The 16963-nt window shown below is 39.4% G+C and carries 16 protein-coding genes and 1 tRNA gene; 7 read left to right on the top strand and 10 right to left on the bottom strand.

Annotation, left to right across the window (positions count from 1 at the left end):
• The first annotated feature begins 70 nt into the window (after window positions 1–70).
• Both FJ366_01530 and FJ366_01525 read left to right on the top strand, forming a co-directional pair.
• Entirely contained in the window at window positions 71–2593 is a 2523-nt protein-coding gene (locus FJ366_01530; GenBank protein ID MBM3894258.1) for a ribonucleoside-diphosphate reductase subunit alpha, read from the top strand.
• A 268-nt stretch (window positions 2594–2861) separates the two neighbouring features.
• Window positions 2862–3455 (top strand): hypothetical protein, encoded by a 594-nt coding sequence (locus FJ366_01525; GenBank protein ID MBM3894257.1) that lies wholly within the window; start codon window positions 2862–2864, stop codon window positions 3453–3455.
• A 75-nt stretch (window positions 3456–3530) separates the two neighbouring features.
• On the opposite strand, the gene FJ366_01520 is transcribed toward FJ366_01525, so the two are convergent.
• The 8 genes from FJ366_01520 to FJ366_01485 form a co-directional block, all read right to left on the bottom strand.
• Window positions 3531–4013 carry a hypothetical protein gene (locus FJ366_01520; protein ID MBM3894256.1) on the bottom strand — a complete coding sequence of 161 codons (483 nt, stop codon included), beginning with the start codon at window positions 4011–4013 and terminating at the stop codon, window positions 3531–3533.
• Window positions 4014–4091: 78 nt separating this feature from the next.
• A complete protein-coding gene (locus FJ366_01515) occupies window positions 4092–4988 on the bottom strand; it encodes a hypothetical protein (protein MBM3894255.1) in 897 nt (298 codons plus the stop codon).
• Between the two features lie 134 nt (window positions 4989–5122).
• Entirely contained in the window at window positions 5123–5833 is a 711-nt protein-coding gene (locus FJ366_01510; protein MBM3894254.1) for a hypothetical protein, read from the bottom strand.
• Window positions 5834–6018: 185 nt separating this feature from the next.
• Entirely contained in the window at window positions 6019–7095 is a 1077-nt protein-coding gene (locus FJ366_01505; protein MBM3894253.1) for a hypothetical protein, read from the bottom strand.
• Window positions 7096–7322: 227 nt separating this feature from the next.
• Window positions 7323–7715 (bottom strand): 30S ribosomal protein S9, encoded by a 393-nt coding sequence (gene rpsI, locus FJ366_01500; protein MBM3894252.1) that lies wholly within the window; start codon window positions 7713–7715, stop codon window positions 7323–7325.
• Between the two features lie 67 nt (window positions 7716–7782).
• Window positions 7783–7857, bottom strand: a tRNA-Thr gene (locus FJ366_01495).
• A gap of 19 nt (window positions 7858–7876) precedes the next feature.
• The gene (locus FJ366_01490) at window positions 7877–8071 is read right to left on the bottom strand and encodes a TraR/DksA family transcriptional regulator (GenBank protein MBM3894251.1); all 195 of its coding nucleotides are present in this window, start codon (window positions 8069–8071) and stop codon (window positions 7877–7879) included.
• A 106-nt stretch (window positions 8072–8177) separates the two neighbouring features.
• Window positions 8178–8696, bottom strand: a complete 519-nt coding sequence (locus FJ366_01485; protein ID MBM3894250.1) for a nucleoside deaminase — start codon at window positions 8694–8696, stop codon at window positions 8178–8180.
• A 180-nt stretch (window positions 8697–8876) separates the two neighbouring features.
• On the opposite strand from FJ366_01485, the gene gyrB reads away from it, so the two are divergent.
• A complete protein-coding gene (gene gyrB, locus FJ366_01480; protein ID MBM3894249.1) occupies window positions 8877–11261 on the top strand; it encodes a DNA topoisomerase (ATP-hydrolyzing) subunit B in 2385 nt (794 codons plus the stop codon).
• A 71-nt stretch (window positions 11262–11332) separates the two neighbouring features.
• Here the strand turns inward: gyrB and FJ366_01475 are convergent, their stop codons facing one another.
• On the bottom strand, window positions 11333–11626 hold the full coding sequence (locus tag FJ366_01475; GenBank protein MBM3894248.1) for a hypothetical protein: 294 nt from the start codon (window positions 11624–11626) through the stop codon (window positions 11333–11335).
• 206 nt (window positions 11627–11832) lie between these two features.
• Here FJ366_01475 and FJ366_01470 point away from each other — a divergent pair, with 206 nt between their 5' ends.
• From FJ366_01470 to FJ366_01455, 4 genes are all read left to right on the top strand, one after another.
• Complete coding sequence (locus tag FJ366_01470) at window positions 11833–12249, top strand: hypothetical protein (protein MBM3894247.1); 417 nt, start codon at window positions 11833–11835, stop codon at window positions 12247–12249.
• Window positions 12250–12572: 323 nt separating this feature from the next.
• The gene (locus FJ366_01465; protein MBM3894246.1) at window positions 12573–14255 is read left to right on the top strand and encodes a hypothetical protein; all 1683 of its coding nucleotides are present in this window, start codon (window positions 12573–12575) and stop codon (window positions 14253–14255) included.
• Between the two features lie 136 nt (window positions 14256–14391).
• A complete protein-coding gene (locus FJ366_01460; protein MBM3894245.1) occupies window positions 14392–14913 on the top strand; it encodes a peroxiredoxin in 522 nt (173 codons plus the stop codon).
• Between the two features lie 24 nt (window positions 14914–14937).
• Window positions 14938–15378 (top strand): hypothetical protein, encoded by a 441-nt coding sequence (locus FJ366_01455; protein MBM3894244.1) that lies wholly within the window; start codon window positions 14938–14940, stop codon window positions 15376–15378.
• A gap of 55 nt (window positions 15379–15433) precedes the next feature.
• Here the strand turns inward: FJ366_01455 and FJ366_01450 are convergent, their stop codons facing one another.
• Window positions 15434–16798 (bottom strand): hypothetical protein, encoded by a 1365-nt coding sequence (locus FJ366_01450; protein MBM3894243.1) that lies wholly within the window; start codon window positions 16796–16798, stop codon window positions 15434–15436.
• Window positions 16799–16963: the final 165 nt, after the last annotated feature.

The raw sequence follows: 16963 nt of genomic DNA, 5'->3' as shown, positions 1-16963 counted from the left end.
TTGTGACAGGTAAGTTCAGGGGAGAGTATTGTCTTTTTTTATAACGAATTGATAAAAAAGGGATTGTTTCATGGAGCAAGTTTTAAAGAATTCTTCAAGCGCAGCAGGACTTTTTTCTGGACCAGAACTAGAGGTTGTGGCGTCTATTTCGGTGGTAAAGCGAGATGGCGTTAGAGCTCTTTGCTCAGTAGAAAAGTTGTATGCTACACTTTCTCGGCTGGCAAGTGATTTGCCTCATGTGTCATTTACGCGTGTTATGAAGGCTGTTGTTGCTCAATTGTATGATGGAATTTCTACGCGAGATTTGGAAGACGTCTTGGTTTTGTCTATCACACCATTTATTGAAGAAGATCCAGAATATTCATTTCTTGCATCTCGTGCACTTTTGCAAAAAATATATAAAGAAGTTTTTGGTAAGTCGTATCAAGAGCAAGAATTTCAGTCTTTGTATAAACAATCTTTTATTGATTCAATCACTCGTGGTGTTGCTGCAGGTGATTTTGATGGACGATTACTTGAGTTTGATTTACAAAAATTAGCAGATCATATTTGTACCGATCGTGATTTGAAATTTAAGTACACTGGCATTCAAACTCTGGCCTATCGTTACTTTAAGAAACTTGATGAAAAAATAATCGAAGCTCCGCAGGCATTTTGGATGCGAGTTGCTATGGGGTTGTGTATTCAAGAGCCTCAAAAAAATGAACAAGCAATTGAATTTTATAATCTACTTTCACATTTACGGTATTCGTCGGGAACTCCTACCTTGTTGCACTCGGGGCTTGTTGTTGCGCAACTAAGTTCATGTTATTTGACAACCGTTGCCGATGATTTGGTTAATATTTTCAAGTGTTATGGTGATAACGCGCAGCTTTCTAAATGGTCTGGTGGTATTGGGAATGACTGGACAAATATTCGTTCAACTGGGGCTACTATCAAAACGATTGGAATGCCAGGTCAGGGATTGATTCCATTTTTGAAAATTGCGAATGATGTGACAAGTACCATTAGTCGTAGCGGCAATCGGCGTGGTGCAACGTGCGCATATCTTGAGCCATGGCACGCAGATTATGAAGATTTTTTGGACTTGAGAAGAAATACTGGCGATGATCGTCGTCGTGCGCATGACATGAATACAGCGTCATGGATTCCTGACTTGTTGGTAAAGCGAGTGATGGAAGATTCTACGTGGGCATTCATTTCGCCCCATGAGGCGCCTGATTTGCATAGTTCATATGGACGAGCTTTCGAAGAGGCATTTGTAAAATATGAACAACTTGGACGAGAAGGAAAGCTTAAAACATTTAGAGTTATCGGAGCTCGAGAGTTATGGAGAAAGATGTTAACTCGCTTGTTCGAGACTGGACATCCATGGTTTGTGTTTAAAGACCCGTGTAATATTCGTTCGCCGCAAGACCATGTTGGTGTGGTGAATTCTTCCAACTTGTGCACAGAAATTACTCTTAATACCTCAAGCACAGAAACAGCCGTGTGCAATATCGGCTCGATTAATTTGGCTGAGCACGTAAAAAATGGAGTATTTCAGTACGACATGCTTGCGCAGAGTATAAAAACAGCAATGCGGATGTTGGATAATGTTATCGAAATTAATTTTTATCCAACAAGCGAAGCTAAGGCGTCAAACTTAAAGCATCGACCGGTTGGCTTAGGCATCATGGGGCTTCAAGATGTGTTTTTTGCGCTAGATTTACCATTTGAGGATGCAAAAACGGCAGAATTTGTTGATGAATTAATGGAATTTTTTTCTTTCCATGCAATTAAAGCTTCTGCAGAGCTGGCAAAAGAGCGAGGGGCCTACACAACATTTAAAGGCTCAAAGTGGGATCGCGGGTTGTTGCCATTGGATACATTGAATTTGCTTGAGCAAGAGCGTGGCATGCTGGTTGAGGTTGATCGAAAATCGCGATTGAATTGGGGTGAAGTTCGAGATCTTATTGTGCAACATGGTATGCGAAACAGCAACACCATGGCGATTGCTCCAACAGCTACGATTTCAAATATCTTGGGAGCATTTCCAAGTTTTGAGCCGATGTACAAAAATATTTATGTAAAAGCTAACTTGTGTGGCGAATTTACGATTATTAATGAATTTTTGGTTGAAGACTTGAAGAAGCTTAACTTGTGGAATGCTTCAATGCGTGAGCAAATTAAATATTACGATGGCAGTGTTCAGCGCATCGCCAACATTCCAGTTCACTTGAAAGAAAAATATAAAGAAGCATTTGAAATTGACCCATTTGTCCAACTTAAGCTTACCGCGTTGCGAGGAAAATGGGTTGATCAAAGCCAGTCGCATAACATTTTTATCGCAACTCCTACGGGAAAGTTATTGAGTGATGTGTATATTGCTGCGTGGAAAATGGGTTTAAAATCGACTTATTATTTACGCACAATGGGCGCGACGCAGATAGAAAAATCAACACTTGACGCTTCAAAGTATGGTTTTACTCAAAATCGATCGTATGATGTGGTGGCTGAAGGTCTTTCAAAGGCTGCCGGAAGCTCTGAGCCGCAAGTTGAGGATGGACAAGCTTGTAGTATTGAAAATCCAGAATGTGAAAGCTGTCAGTAGTTTTTTAAAAGGGCATTAGAAATAAAGCTTTTCATATAAAAAGGGTAGGTGTTGATTGTTGCCTTCAACACCTACCCTTTTTTGTCTTTTTATTAGTAGTAAAGTGCCATTTGTTTCTTGCTGAATAGCTTAATATTCATTTTTTATAAAAAAAGAATCATTTTAGTGTTTATTTTTCAGTAAAGATTGTCATCGGTCTTTTGGGTTAAATTTTTGATGTGGGGGGCACAATTATTCTTGCTTTTTAAAGGACAAAAAGGGATATCTGATGAAATATCTAATGAAAAAATTAATGATTATATCGTTGTTGGCAATCTGTGTAGCTAATGAAGTAAAGCCAATGATTGCTTCTATGGTTGCTGGGGCGGCTTTTGGAGGTGCGGTTTACCGTTATTTTACGGGGGGGCGGCGCGTAGCAGCAGCTGTAGTTGAAGAACCAGTAGCTGGCGCGGGAGATGCTGTGGTTGAAGCACCAAGAGGTGGCGCAGGAGATGTTGTAGTTGAAGAACCTGTAGCTGGTGCGGGAGATGCTGTGGTGCAACCGCAAGAAGTGTTTATTGCTCAAGCAGTTTTGGCTAATGTTACCTTAAATGAGATATTAGAAGACTTGTCTCTTGATGATAGTTCGCGCGAGTTTCAGCTGGGTCGAGCTGTTGTTAAATTGCAGCAAGCAAACCCTCTTAAGCCTTTTTATTTGCGGCTATTAAAAAATTTTCTTACAGGTCATTTAGATGAAGCCGAACAGCTTAGAGTTTCGAGTCATCTCTTGGGTAGAGGATTTTCACAAGAACAAGTTGAAAGAGCATTAGGGTTGCTAAGAGCGTTTGACAGATGCCTACAGACTATTAGAGCTAGAAAATAAGTATCTTTATGACGAAATCTTTGGCAATAGTAATTGATAAAAAATTAAAGGCAGGAGCAATCCTGCCTTTTTCTGTTAATCAGTTTTCTTTTGTGAAAAATTGATGGCCGTCCATACCGTTGCCTGCTTAATGTATTTCTCTGGGATAAACTTAATAAATTTCAGTCCACATACATCATTGTAAATATATGTTCTGCAAACGCTACATTGAAAATAGCTCGCTTTTTCAACTTGCGCTTGATTGACATGTTCGTTTTTGACTGGAGTGTGGTCTATTGTTGGGATAAATACTAATTTATAACAATTTTCTTCTGGATCCATGTAGTAACCCATAAGTCGTTCGGCGCCAAGCATTTCTGCGGTCTCAGCAATAAAAAATTTTCCGCGAGAGGAGAACCAACCGCAAAGCGCTACCCATGTGGCGTGAGCATTTTCTTTAAGATTTCGTTTTCTTATCCGGTTACATCTGCGAGAGCAGTGACGGCCAACAAATGGAGCAGAAACTTCTTGATTTATGCACATAAGTAAAAGAGATAGTACGGCAATTTTTGCTTTCATGAGACCCAGGAACATATTTTTTGTAATTTTGAGTGAGTATATCAGCCGTTTTTTATAAAAAAATAAAAATGAAAAAACTTAAAAAGGACTGCTTGGATCGTCATCGGAGTATGAGCCGTAATCAACCGTAAAGTTTACGTGAGTTCCGCCTTCGGGTTCTGGTGTCAAGTTAGTATCTGTCTTCCAGTCATAGATTGTTTTTACCGTTGCAATAAGGGCGATTAATCTTGCAAAATTTGGTTCTATAGCATGTGCCAAAACGACAGCAATAAGTATGTTTTTTATAAGAAATCCTGCCATTGGCCACGTCATCCCAAGAGCTCGCGGAGTAAAGACGTGTACCTGTGAGCCAGTCTCTTTTTTGATTGTTGAGCTTAGAATTCTTTTGGGAAGCGATAATAGGTTTAAGAATGAAGAAAAATAGCTTTTTGATGGGGTTTCTAGGATTTTTTTGAGGTGCGCGCCTACAAATGGATTTGAAAAACAGGCGCTTTCAAGCATTCGGCTTACCATGGCTTCTTTGTTTTGAAGGTCTGCAAAATTTTCTTCGGTTTGATTTGAAAACCAGATTTTATGAGCATCAATTGCTTTTTGAACAGCGTTTTTATAGGCACTTCTTGTTTCGGGAAATTCTTCAAAAAGAGCATCCCCTTCTTTGATAAATCTTACTAGGGCTGCTGTAGGGATTCTTCCCCACTCGGTTCTGTATGATGTTTTGTATTGCTTTAATTTCCATGGGCTGATTTGCCAAAAAAATCGTGAGGTAAACTCTGGGGTTGTTGGGATAATAAACTTAAAAACGCCATTTCTTTTTACCGCTAGAACATCAGCCACGCTTGCTGTTGGATCAACTTTTAGGTTGATTTTAATGCCTTTTTGGACTGGTTTTGCGATAACCGGAGAAGAGGGCTGTCTTTCCGGGGGTGTTGCCCCAATAAGTCCATGTAAAAAAATAACAAAAAATACTTTTTTCATTTGTTTAATCCGATATACCAATAGCTTATTTGATAGTTTATCAAAAGAAATGTTTGAGTGAGGATTTCTTATTTTTATCTACAAAAATGTAATAAAAAGCCTTTTTTGCGTTCGTATTGATTGGTTTATCATTGTTAACCAATATGGAAAATAATGTTTTTTTGTTTTCTTTGACGATTTTGTCGGCGGCGGCCTTTACCTGATTTCATGGGGCTTTGGTGAAAAGTTGCAGCTCTGGAAGGGCTACTGTTTTGTTCATCAGCTTCAATCGACTCGCTGGAGACAGATACTGTGGATTGAGGGCTTTTTGTTGCTGGCTCCATGAATAACGGGCTCATGCGTGTATGCGAGCGAGCGAGTGGTGGGAAGAAATATCGTTGAATTAGAAAGATTTCGCAGCTGAGTCCGTCTTCGGGAACGGCTTTTAGTTCGTATCCACATTCTCCGTCGATTATGTAGGTGCAGCAGGCGCTACAAAAATAATGAGGTCTGTAAAAAGCAAAAAAATCGCCATCTTCTACTTTTAATCCAGGACCTGCGATTGATTCATCCATCGAGGAGGCGCTTATCGGGTTGAGTTCTTCAATGGCAAATTCTTTGTTTTCCCAGGGTATATGAGGAAGTGTGTGTTTTTTTTCAAGGTTAAATCGTCGGCCGTTTTTTCCACGCGGAGTGTTCCATTCGTTAAGATGCTCACCTGATTCGGGCAAGATTTCTTCTTCTTGTGCTCGTACTTGAATTTTTATGTATCCGTTTTGTTTGTATGAGAGTAATCCATATGGAAGATGGTCTGCGGCAAAAACACTTGAAGTTAAAAATAAAGAAAGATAAAAAAATTTATTCATGAACAAGCTATTTTTAAAAAAAATCAAAATTTGATGTAAGAAAAATAGTTGAAAATCTACTATTGTGTTTTAAATTTGAGATTGTTCGAAAAACTATCAAATTTTCTGAAAAACGATATTTTTTTGTTTCTATGAAAAAACGAGGCATGTTTTTTATGCCTCGTTTGAATTGTGAGTGAGTTTTGTTATGCAGCAAGCGCTGAGTGAGAATCGTTGGCAGAGTTGTTTATAAAGTCTTGAGTTGGGTCAATTCCTGTTGCTGAGTTATTCAAGCTTCTGTCAAGGGTTACAATAACACCATCTTCTGGTTCTGGTGCAAGTTTAAAGTTGGTACAACGAAGTGCAACATGTGCAATTGTTAATGGAATTTGCATTACTTGTCCCATCAAATTGTTGCCCCAGTGTTTTATAAAGAGTTCTTTTGTTTCTGAGCGATCCATAGCAGATGAGAGAGAAATTGTTTCTTTGATAAATTCATTCTTTGTTTTATCAAACCCTGAAACAATTGTTTTTGAGAGTGCGAATGTTGATCCAGATGGATACATCCAATCAAAAAATGTTGTTGCAACAAATGGGGTCACGGCTCCAATCACGGGAAATAGCGATACTCCTACAAACAGTCCAAGCGTTATGCCGCCCCACCAGTATTTAACAACTTCTTTCCATAGTTCTCCGCGGCTAACAACAGCTTTTGTTGGAATTTCTTTTTCAACCAAGTGAGATCGATACGGAAGAATGAATAATGAAACAATTTTTTTTAATGTTGACTGTTCTGGACTAGAAAGAAGAGCGCAAAGATCGGTTGTTGTTTGTTCAGAAAGTTCAACTTTAGAAAGTGACTCAATAATCTCTACTTGAGCTTGTTCAAGGGCTGCGCGCTTCTTTTTTGATGGGCGAGCTTGATAGTCTTTATGGAGCTCGATCATTTTATTGAGGGCTTGTTTGCACTCTTGGTATGCCGCATCGGTTGAAAAAATTTCAAGGCCTTCATCAATAAAGCGGACAAGGCCACCAAGCGAGATTGTGCCTGCGGTTGTTGTGTAAAAAGCATTGTATTCACGAGGTGCTGTAAAATCGTACCAATATCTAAAGTGCGGGGTGTTTGGGATATTAAAAATTGTTTTGTCGTTCTGTGTTGAACCAAAAATGTCGGCCAGAGTTGCCCGAGGACCAGCAGACAATGAAAGTTCTAGGGCGGCAGGAGCGGCAGAGCCTGCGATAAAAAGAAGCACAAAGCAAAAAAGTTTTTTAAGGGTGTTCATTAAGGATTGTTCTTTCGTATTTTTATAGATAATAAAATGAAGCGTTTTTTCTATCGAATTATTTAGAATATAGAAATTCTTTTTTTTCAAAAATTGATCTAAAAATCAGCTGTTTTTTGTCATTTTGCGATATGCGACAAAGGTTTTTTTAAAAAAACCAGGCCGGACATCCTGTGAGGGGCCGGCCTTGGAAAAGTGCCATAGATTGGCAATTTGTATGTGAAATTCTAACGTTTCACGAATTGGAAGCCTCTTCGAGCGCCTTTTCTTCCGTATTTTTTACGCTCTTTTACGCGAGCATCAACGGTAAGAAGTTTGTTTGCTCTAAGGGTTGCTCTGTTCGCTTCGTCTTTCATAAGAAGTGCGCGAGAGATACCAAGGGCTGTAGCGCCAGCTTGGCCAGGAAGTCCGCCACCTTGAACGTTGACTGTAAAGTCGTATGAATCGCCATCAACAACAGCTTTAAGAGGAACTGTTACTGCTGCGCGCGTTACATCGGTAACAAAATATTCTGTGTGAGCTTTGCCGTTAATTGTGATTTTTCCTGAACCTTTGGTGAGAAAAACGCGTGCAACTGCTTTTTTTCTTCTACCTGTTCCGTAAACTTGTGGTGTTACCATATTTATATTAAAACCTTTTCTGCACTTACGTGCTTTTTACCGCTAAAATTACCTGCAACCGAGCTACTGGAGCCGATGATCGGATTTGAACCGACGACCTACTGATTACGAATCAGTTGCTCTGCCCCTGAGCTACATCGGCAAAACTTTTATTTACTGAGTTATCCTTCAAACGCTTCTTGGCATGTAATGCAGCGAGCGGCGTAAGGATAATATTCAAGGCGCTTTTGCGAAATGTGCTCACCGCAATCTACGCAGATGCCATATTCATCGCGTTTAAGGAGGTCAAGGGCACGCTCGATGAGTTTTAATTCATCGGCGTCGTTCATTTGTAGTGAGCTTTCGATTTTTTCCATCACAATTGCTTGTGCTTCGTCGCCGCTGTCTTTAACCAGCTTCTCATCAAAACTACTACGTCCGATCCCTGCGCGGGCTTTGGCGATAAGATCGTCACGTTTTAGCTCAAGACTTTCTTTGATTTTTGCCAGAAAGGCTAAGCGTTGACTCACAGTATTCCTCCCCGCGGGCTTTTTTAAAAAACACCTTCAGCATACCAGCACATTCATCCTCTTTCAAGTCTCTAAAAAGCATAAGGTTCTTTAAAAAATAAGATTTCTGCTCTGGATCGAGCATTTTGAGTCCTCCAAACTCAGGAGAGCGGGCCCCAAATGCAACTCCCTCAAATCTACTGTGACTAATTGCGCCAAGGCACATCAGGCATGGCTCGAGTGTTACGTAAAGCCAGCATTTTTCTAGGCGCCAGTCTTTTTTGTATTGCGCTGCTTGTTTGATGGCGATCATTTCGGCGTGTTCTGTTTGGGAGTGATTTGTTTCTACTAAATTAAACCCTCTGCCGATAATCTCTCCGTTTTCGTCAACAACGACTGCGCCAACTGGAATTTCACCTGCATCTAAGGCTTTTTGTGCGAGCAAGAGAGCTTCCTGCATGAAGTATTCATGAGTATTTTTTTGGGGGGGAATGTTGTTGGGGTTTTGCATCAAGCATTTTTTGTTTTTACTGAATGGTTTTGGTATTATCTACACTATAGCAAAATATAAGTGTAAGCCATTTAAATATTCGACCAGAGACCTGCGTCGTGTGTTTTTTAAAAAAATAATTTTTATACGTAAAAATTGAAAGCCGGTTTGAGGGAGTTAGCAATGTCTGCTGAAAACAAAAAAGACTCTGCGCAGCAGTATACTGCCCAGTCTATTAAAGTTCTTGAGGGTTTAGAGGGGGTTAGAAAACGTCCTGCCATGTATATTGGGTCAACCAATAGCAAGGGGTTACATCACCTGGTGTATGAGGTGGTTGATAACTCGGTTGACGAAGCGCTTGCCGGTTTTTGTTCCAAAATTGACGTTATTTTGCACGAGGATGGTTCCTGTTCTGTGAAAGATAATGGTCGAGGTATTCCTACAGACATTCATCCAACCGAAAAAATTTCAGCAGCCGAAGTGGTGCTTACTAAGTTGCATGCTGGCGGTAAATTTGAAAAAGATTCATATCGATATTCAGGGGGTCTTCACGGGGTCGGTGTTTCCGTGGTGAATGCGCTTTCAGAAAAGCTGGAAGTTGAAATTTGTCGAAATGGCAAAAGATTTACACAAACCTATAAGCGTGGCGCTCCTCAAGCTGCACTCAAAGAGGTTGGAGCATCTGATGAGCGAGGCACCTTGGTACGCTTTTGGCCAGATGGACAAATCTTTGAAACACTTGATTTGCAGTATGATATTCTTGCGACTAGATTTCGTGAACTTGCCTTTTTGAACAAAGGCTTAACAATCAATATTTCAAGTGAAAAAACAAGCCAGTCAGCAACCTTTTTTTATGAAGGTGGGATTGTTTCGTTTGTTCAGCATATCAATGAAAAAAAGAATCCGTTGTTTCCTGAGGTTATCTCATTTATCAAGGACGATAACGTTTATGTTCTTGAGCTTGCGATGCAGTACAACGAAGGCTACGTTGAGCAAACGTTTAGTTTTGTAAACAACATTAGCACTGGCGAGGGTGGTACGCACGAGGCTGGATTTAAGTCTGCGCTTACTAAAATTTGTAATCGATACGGCACAAAACTTAACATGCTCAAAGACATTCAGCTTTCAAGTGATGATGTTCGAGAGGGCTTGACTGCGGTTTTGAGTATTAAGGTTCCTGAGCCTCAGTTTGAAGGGCAAACCAAAACAAAGCTTGGCAACAGCGAAGTTAAAGGATTGGTTGACTCGTGGCTGTATGAGTTTTTCACAACCTACTTTGAAGAAAATCCCAACATTGCTAAAAAGATTTTAAGCAAGGCGATTGTTGCGTTTCAGGCTCGTAATGCTGCAAAAAAGGCTCGTGAACTTACTCGTCGTAAAAATGTTTTGGAATACGCTGTTCTTCCAGGAAAACTTGCAGATTGCTCTGAAGCGGACCCTGCAAAATCTGAATTGTATATCGTTGAGGGGGACTCTGCTGGTGGTTCTGCCAAAAACGGTCGAGATCGATTTACACAAGCAATTTTACCGCTACGTGGAAAAATTATTAACGTTGAAAAAGCTCGCTTAGACAAGATGCTTGCGAATAACGAAATTCGTGATTTGATTACTGCGATTGGTGCAGGCGTTGGTAACGATGATTTTGCTCCAGAAAAAGTTAGGTATCATAAAATTGTTATCATGACTGACGCGGACGTTGACGGCGCGCACATTCGTATTTTGTTGCTTACGTTCTTCTTCCGTTACATGAAGCCTCTTATCGATTACGGTTATTTGTATATTGCAAATCCGCCATTGTATAAAGTCAAAATGGGTAAATTTGAGCAATACATGCAAAATGACCAAGAGTTTTCAGCATTGATTTATAAATGGGCACAAGAAAATGTGACGTTTGTGAAAAATGGCGCTCAAATGAGCTCAGAAGAAGTTGGCATTTTACTTGGTCGACTTGATGAATACAGTAAAGAGCTAGAAAAAGTTTCACGTATTTTGAGCTTGCCAGTTCAACATATTCATTTGCTGGTTAAAAGTGTTGCATGGCAAAGTTCTGATTCAAGCGTGCAGGCACTAGGAGATATTGTTGCAGCTTCATTTTCTGACTATTCAGTTACCATTGACCAAAAAGATCCAGACCAGTTTGTAGCGACATTTAAAAAGCATAAAACCACATGGACTGTTCCTTTGCGCTTTTTCATGAGCGGTGAGTTTAGATTCTTACGCGGTAAGTTTGAAGTATTGTCTGAGTACGAAGATACTTCATTGACTCTTGTGCTTCCTGGCAAAAAAGAAATAGCTGTTGCTAGGGGCGTCATGAATGTACTTAAGGATATTTTGGGTGCCGGAAAAGGATACATGAATGTTCAGCGATACAAAGGTCTTGGTGAAATGAATGCCGATCAACTGTGGGAAACGACTATGAATCCAGCAAATCGTCTATTTAATCGTGTAACGATTGATGATGCAATTGCTGCGGATTTGATTTTCACTTCTTTGATGGGTGAAGATGCAGATGAGCGTAAAGCATACATCGAAGCTGAGGCACAATTCGTTAGAAACTTGGATATTTAAATAACTTAAAAATAAAAAAGGCGAGAATAATTACTCGCCTTTTTTATTTTTAAGTTATTTTTAGCTTTTTATTATGCGTCTTCTTTGCCTTCTTCGATATCGGCTGTTTCACCAGAGCCAGCGATTTTATCTCTGCGTGGGGCGGCTGCTGCAGCTGCTGTAAGTTGAGCTAAATCTCCTGTTGCTTGTGCGAGTGCTGCTGCTTGTGCTTCTAGGCGTCTGCCAAATTCTACAAGGTTTCTATGGGCTTCTTGAAGCCGTCTGTGTTCTTCTGAGCTTGGTCTTGTTGGACAGTTTCCTGCTTGTCCGCTGGTGATTGATACTGAAATCATCGAGATAATTAATAGTTTTGAAAAAATGTTCATAATTTTCTCCATTTTTTATTTTGACTTACGTTGCGATACTTTTTAATTGTTACACGTTGAAAACTTTTGGGCAAAGGGATTGGTTTTTGATCAGAAGAAGCGCTGTTTTTTGAAAAAAAGCTAGCAATCGGATAGTAAATTGAAGACAAATAATTTTTGATTTAAGTTTAAATTAATGAATTGGTATGCGTTATTGAGGATTAAAAATGCTAAAAAAGCTTGTTTTTTTAAGTTTATTGTGTTGTTTCGGGATTATCTTAGCTCAGCCAATGGGTGATGCGTATGATGTTTGGGAGGCAAAGCCTTCCAATGCAGAAACCCTTCTTGAATTAAGTCAGGAGTTGTTGAACCGTGTAGCGTTTGTTGGTAAAAATAGAGCAGATCGCAGGGGTGTTTTGATAGCTCGGGGTCTTGCGGGAGAGAATCTTGAAGAAGCATTTCTGGCGGAGCGTTTAGAAAAAAATGAATTACTAGAAGACTTTCAGTATATTCAAGCAAAGGGCCTTATGATTATTGCGCTGTTAAAGGAAAGTGCATTAATTCCAGATGAATTTGATGAACAGATTGAGCTTTTTCATCGAGTGCAGCAGGCAGTTGATTTGGTTAACCTTGTTGCCGATTAATTGTATTCAGGGCAGGCTTTTATTTTTTGTAAAATAAATTAAAGTAAATGGAGGGGATTTCCCCTCCATTTTGCTTTTTTAAGTCTTTTTTAGGGTTTTTATTGTGTCGTGTATATCATGTCATCTTTCTGCGCGTGCAAGCCACCAGCTTATCAAGTCGGTGGAGAGCCATCCGTCTGAGTGTAGATGTCATTGCAGCGATTCTAAAAAAATAACCATTTTTTTTTCTCAGTCCGTTCTGGAAAGAGTATCTCCGCCTCAAGCTCCATAAAAAATCTTAGTTTCATTGTTTTAAAAAAATTATTTGTTACTGAGAGGTTTTTATGTCTTTTTTGTTAAAAAAAATAGTGCTGGTATTGGCTTTTTTCCCAACAATTATTTGGGGGAAATTGGATTCATTTACGGCGAATGATTTGTGTGTTGGGGATTTGCCGGGTTATTCCCTGCAAAAGAGCTTTGTAGCTCAGCAAACAGCTGCTGGCGAGCAAAAGTTTAAAGACTTTATGAATAATCCACTTGATGATATCAGCATCTTGCAGACTCGTCAGGGTATGGTAAAAACGTTGTTTAATCTTGATGGAAAAGCATTTAATAGTCTTAAAGAGGCACTTGTACGTCTTGCTGGCGTGCAAAATGAACTCGCAACAGCCTTTGAGCAGGCGTCGCTTGATAATCTTAAGCAAGTTGTCAGGATGTTTGAATTTAAATCTTCTTTTTTAAGTAGGTTAAATGATTCCAAGGCGGCCTTAAATCTTAAGTATTATACAGAGACATTTAGTCCTCTTGCAGTTGTGATTGTTGAGTTGGTTATTCTTAAAATTGCGCATTTATACCTTGCCAAGAATGAACATACCCATCGGCACGGACATGGACACGGACACGGACACGGACACGGACATGGACATGGACATGGACACGGACATGGGCATGCTTCTTGTGGGTGTTCATTGTCTCATCGAATGTTTAAGGGGTTTGTTCGATGGGTTGTATTGTATGGAAAGGGAATTCATACACTACTGCACATTATTGGACTTAAAGATGCGTATGCATCCGCGACATTTAAATTGTCGTTAGCCAAGAAGGTTAATGATGCGATGGGCTTGTTTAATAATTTTATTTCTCGAGCGGATACTTTGTTGCATGAATTACGTGTTGTTCATGCGAATGGTGCATCCGATTTCTCCGTTTTGGTTCACTCATATGAAGATTTATTGACACAAGTTCAATCAAAAACAAAAATTGGGTCTTACAAAAACAAGAATATTTTTTCACCGTTGGCGAGTGTTGCGGTTGATTTTAAATCAATGCTAGTTCTTCAAGAGCAATTACAACAATTGTTTGATCTAGTAGGCCAGATTGACGTTTATTTATCGGTAGCAGAAACCATGCGTCAGCGAGCAAATGACCGATTGTGCTATTGTTTTGTTGATTTTGTGGATGCTGAAAAACCTCTTTTGCTTACACAAGAATCTTGGTTGCCCGTTTTATTACAAACCGTAGCTCCAGAAAGAGTTCGAACCTTTTCGTATGATAATCAAAAAGAAGACAAAGGTATGTTGTTGTTTGGTGATAATGGCGCTGGAAAGTCTACGATTTTACGAACTATAGGCGTAAATGTTTTGTTAGCCCAGGTCTTTGGGATAGCCGCCGCGCAGATTTTTAGCCTGGCTCTTTTTAGTCAAATTTATTCATTTATGAATGTTGCTGAAGATTTGAGTAAGGGTTTTTCTAGCTACATTGCAAAACGTGCTCGAGCAGAATTCTTGGTACAAAATGTTTCAAATCTTGAACAACATCAAAGTGGACTCTTTTTGTTTGATGATTCTTTGGGGCAGGCAACAAATGCAAAAAAAGGCACTCGTTTTGCGCTTGATACGGTACATGCCGTAGCTTGCAACCCTAGAACGCTTACATTTACTGCAACTCATATGCCAGAACTTTCAAAGCTTTCTGAATGGTATGCGATGCCTTCGCGTACGATTATTGCTCCAGCAGAAGAGATTTAGATTATTATTTAATTTATAAAAAAGGGTACAATGTGCACGTTGCGTTGTGCCCTTTTTTAATACTTTTGATTTCTTGAGTTCTTTTTTATTCAAGATTATGTTTTCCGTAGAATGATTCTTGTGGGAGTTTTTTGATATGAATATCAGTGTTTTGGCGTTATGCGTTGTGATGCTTTTTGGTTTGGGGTTTTATGTTCAGGCGCAACCTGCAGGGTTTGTTGAAATTGGAAAAAGAGTCCCCGATTTTGTTTTAAAAAATGATGCAAATGAAGATTGGCAGTTGAGTAAAAATCTTGGCAGGCCGTTGCTTATTTATTTTTATCCTTCTGATGGAACGCCAGGCTGTACCGCTCAGGCTTGTAGTTTAAATGGATATGAGCAATTTAGACGAAGTGGTCTTAAAATTGTTGGGGTGAGTTACAATTCTATTAAGTCGCACCAAAAATTTAAAAAACAATATGGCTTGAGGTTTGATTTGCTCAGTGATCCAGATGCTCGTGTTGCAAAAATGTTTAAAGCGAGTCGCTGGTGGCCAAATTTAATGCCGTTACGAAAAACATTTATTATTGACTCTAGAGGTTTTTTGCGTCATATCATCGATGATATTGATGTGGCAAAGCATGCTGAGCAAATTTTGCCGTTGATCGCTGATTTATAAAAAAAATTTTAGGAAAAAATTTTTGTGAAAAAACATTTTGCCTTTTTTGGCTTAAAAATAAGAGTATTTTTTTTATTAACTGTTTTATCGGGAAGATCGCTTTTAATTTCCCAAAATCAACTATTGGTTAATTCTGCTGTAGCCAACTCAGCGCGAGACGGAGAAGATCCCCTTACAGAAGGTCTTCTTGCAACATCAATTGCTGGGATGGGTGTTGTTACTGCATTTGGAGCTGCAGAAGTTGTTTCTGATATGCGATCATCAAAAAAAACAGAGGAGAAGAAGCAATCTGGGGCTTCTGGCGATGTTGTCGCAAAAACAGAAGGGCCAGCTTTAACGGCTGTTCAAAAAAAAGTTGAGCAGAAAAAGGTAGTCGCTGGCAAGAAAGCTCCTGCCGTGGTAAAGCCGCAAGGAACGGTAAAAAAGAAAACAATCTCTACCGGAAAGGCTTCTGGTAAAAAGTAAAAAGCGCCTGAAAAAATCAGGCGCTTTTTTATTAAAAATTGAGTGTTAATTAAATTTAATCGTCATCGCTAGTATCACCATCGCTAGTATCACCATCGCTAGTATCACCATCGCTAGCAGGAGCTGTTAAAATATTCCTTTTAATCTCATCCAGATCAGTGGTTCTATCTTGATTCCATGCTAAAATGCACCTCGAAATAATAGTTATTCTTTCTTTTAACATAGTTTCTATTTCATCATCTGTGCTAAGTGTTTGATTCGGTTTTAATTCTTCAATAAAACCATTCATGCCTGAGGCTATCTTGAAGAATTCAGCTTTTAAGCTTTTTATTTGTTGTAAATTATTTTTTCGTCGTTGAATTGTATCAGCTCCTTGGCCCCCTGCTTCTTGAGAATCTTGTTCTGCAAGCTCTATGGCTGTTGGTTCAAAAAATTCTTGTAAGTTTGTATGGACAAGCATCAAAATTAGGTTTTTGGCGTTATCGGTTCCAGCTGTTTGATGCATGAAATCAGCAATTTTGAATTGTTTTTTTAGCTCTTCTGTTCCGCCAAAAGTTTTAAAATCTTGGGGAAATCTCTTAATGTAACATCCGCGGTTGTTGATAGTTTTAGCCCTAGCGTTAGAAATGCTTATTGGTAAGATATCAAACCCAATATTTAATGCGGCGATATGGTGTGAAAGGTCATAGCAGCGTTCTTGAAGCTCAGGAGAAAGCCTTAAGATTGTTTTATGTGGAATGATATGGTGGTTGAGCGCGGTGTACCATTTTGCACAAAAAGTTGCTTTGTCGACGAGTGGAATACTTGCGGTAGGTGAAGATTCCATAGTCTGCAGGTTTCTTGCAGCGTGCGCAATTAAATATGTTTGAGTTGGGAGAACGAAAAAATTGTTATTTTGTGGAATATATCCTTGGGTAATGTTGCTTTTGATTTCAAGGTCTGCGCATTCATTTTCGATGTCAAACAAGAGTTGTTTTATTTGAGACGCGAGTGCCAAGTATTTAACTACATTGAAGTAGTTAAGCCATGCAGAGTTGCCATCAAATTTGAATTGAAGAGAGTAAAAAGCATCATGAAGGCTTTTGAACGCAACTTGTGAAGAAATGCCATCTTCGGCTGCTCGCCTTGAAATGCTTGCAAGAACAGCCAAAACGGCTTGTGCAGGAAATGAATAGATCGCTTTTGCTGTTTTTCGGTTTGCAAACATTGCGACTGTTTTTGCTGCCTCAGATGGGAGTTGTTGCCACAAAAGACGTCGCCATAGTCTATTTTGGGGCATTTGGGTCCAATAAATAGCCCCTATTTTTATAAGCCCTGGCTGTGTTGGATTTTCTTCGATTGAGAAAAAGTCAGCCGGAGCAGAGCTCACGGGCGCGAGCGAGAAAACTGCTGCTACGTTGAAAACAAGTTTTTTAAACATACTATCACTTTTGATGGTACTGGAATTTATGGTACTGGAATTTATGGTACTGGAATTTATGGTGACACGCAAAAAAGACTTATTAATCTAGGAAAATCATTAAAAATTAATATTTTTTGGCATCGAGATGTTTCACATTGAAAGATTTTTTGAATTGGCCTTGGT

The organism is Candidatus Dependentiae bacterium, from assembly GCA_016871815.1.
Lineage (GTDB): Bacteria > Babelota > Babeliae > Babelales.
The sequence above is the reverse complement of the archived record's forward strand: the minus strand, read 5'-3'. Positions and strand labels throughout refer to the sequence as shown.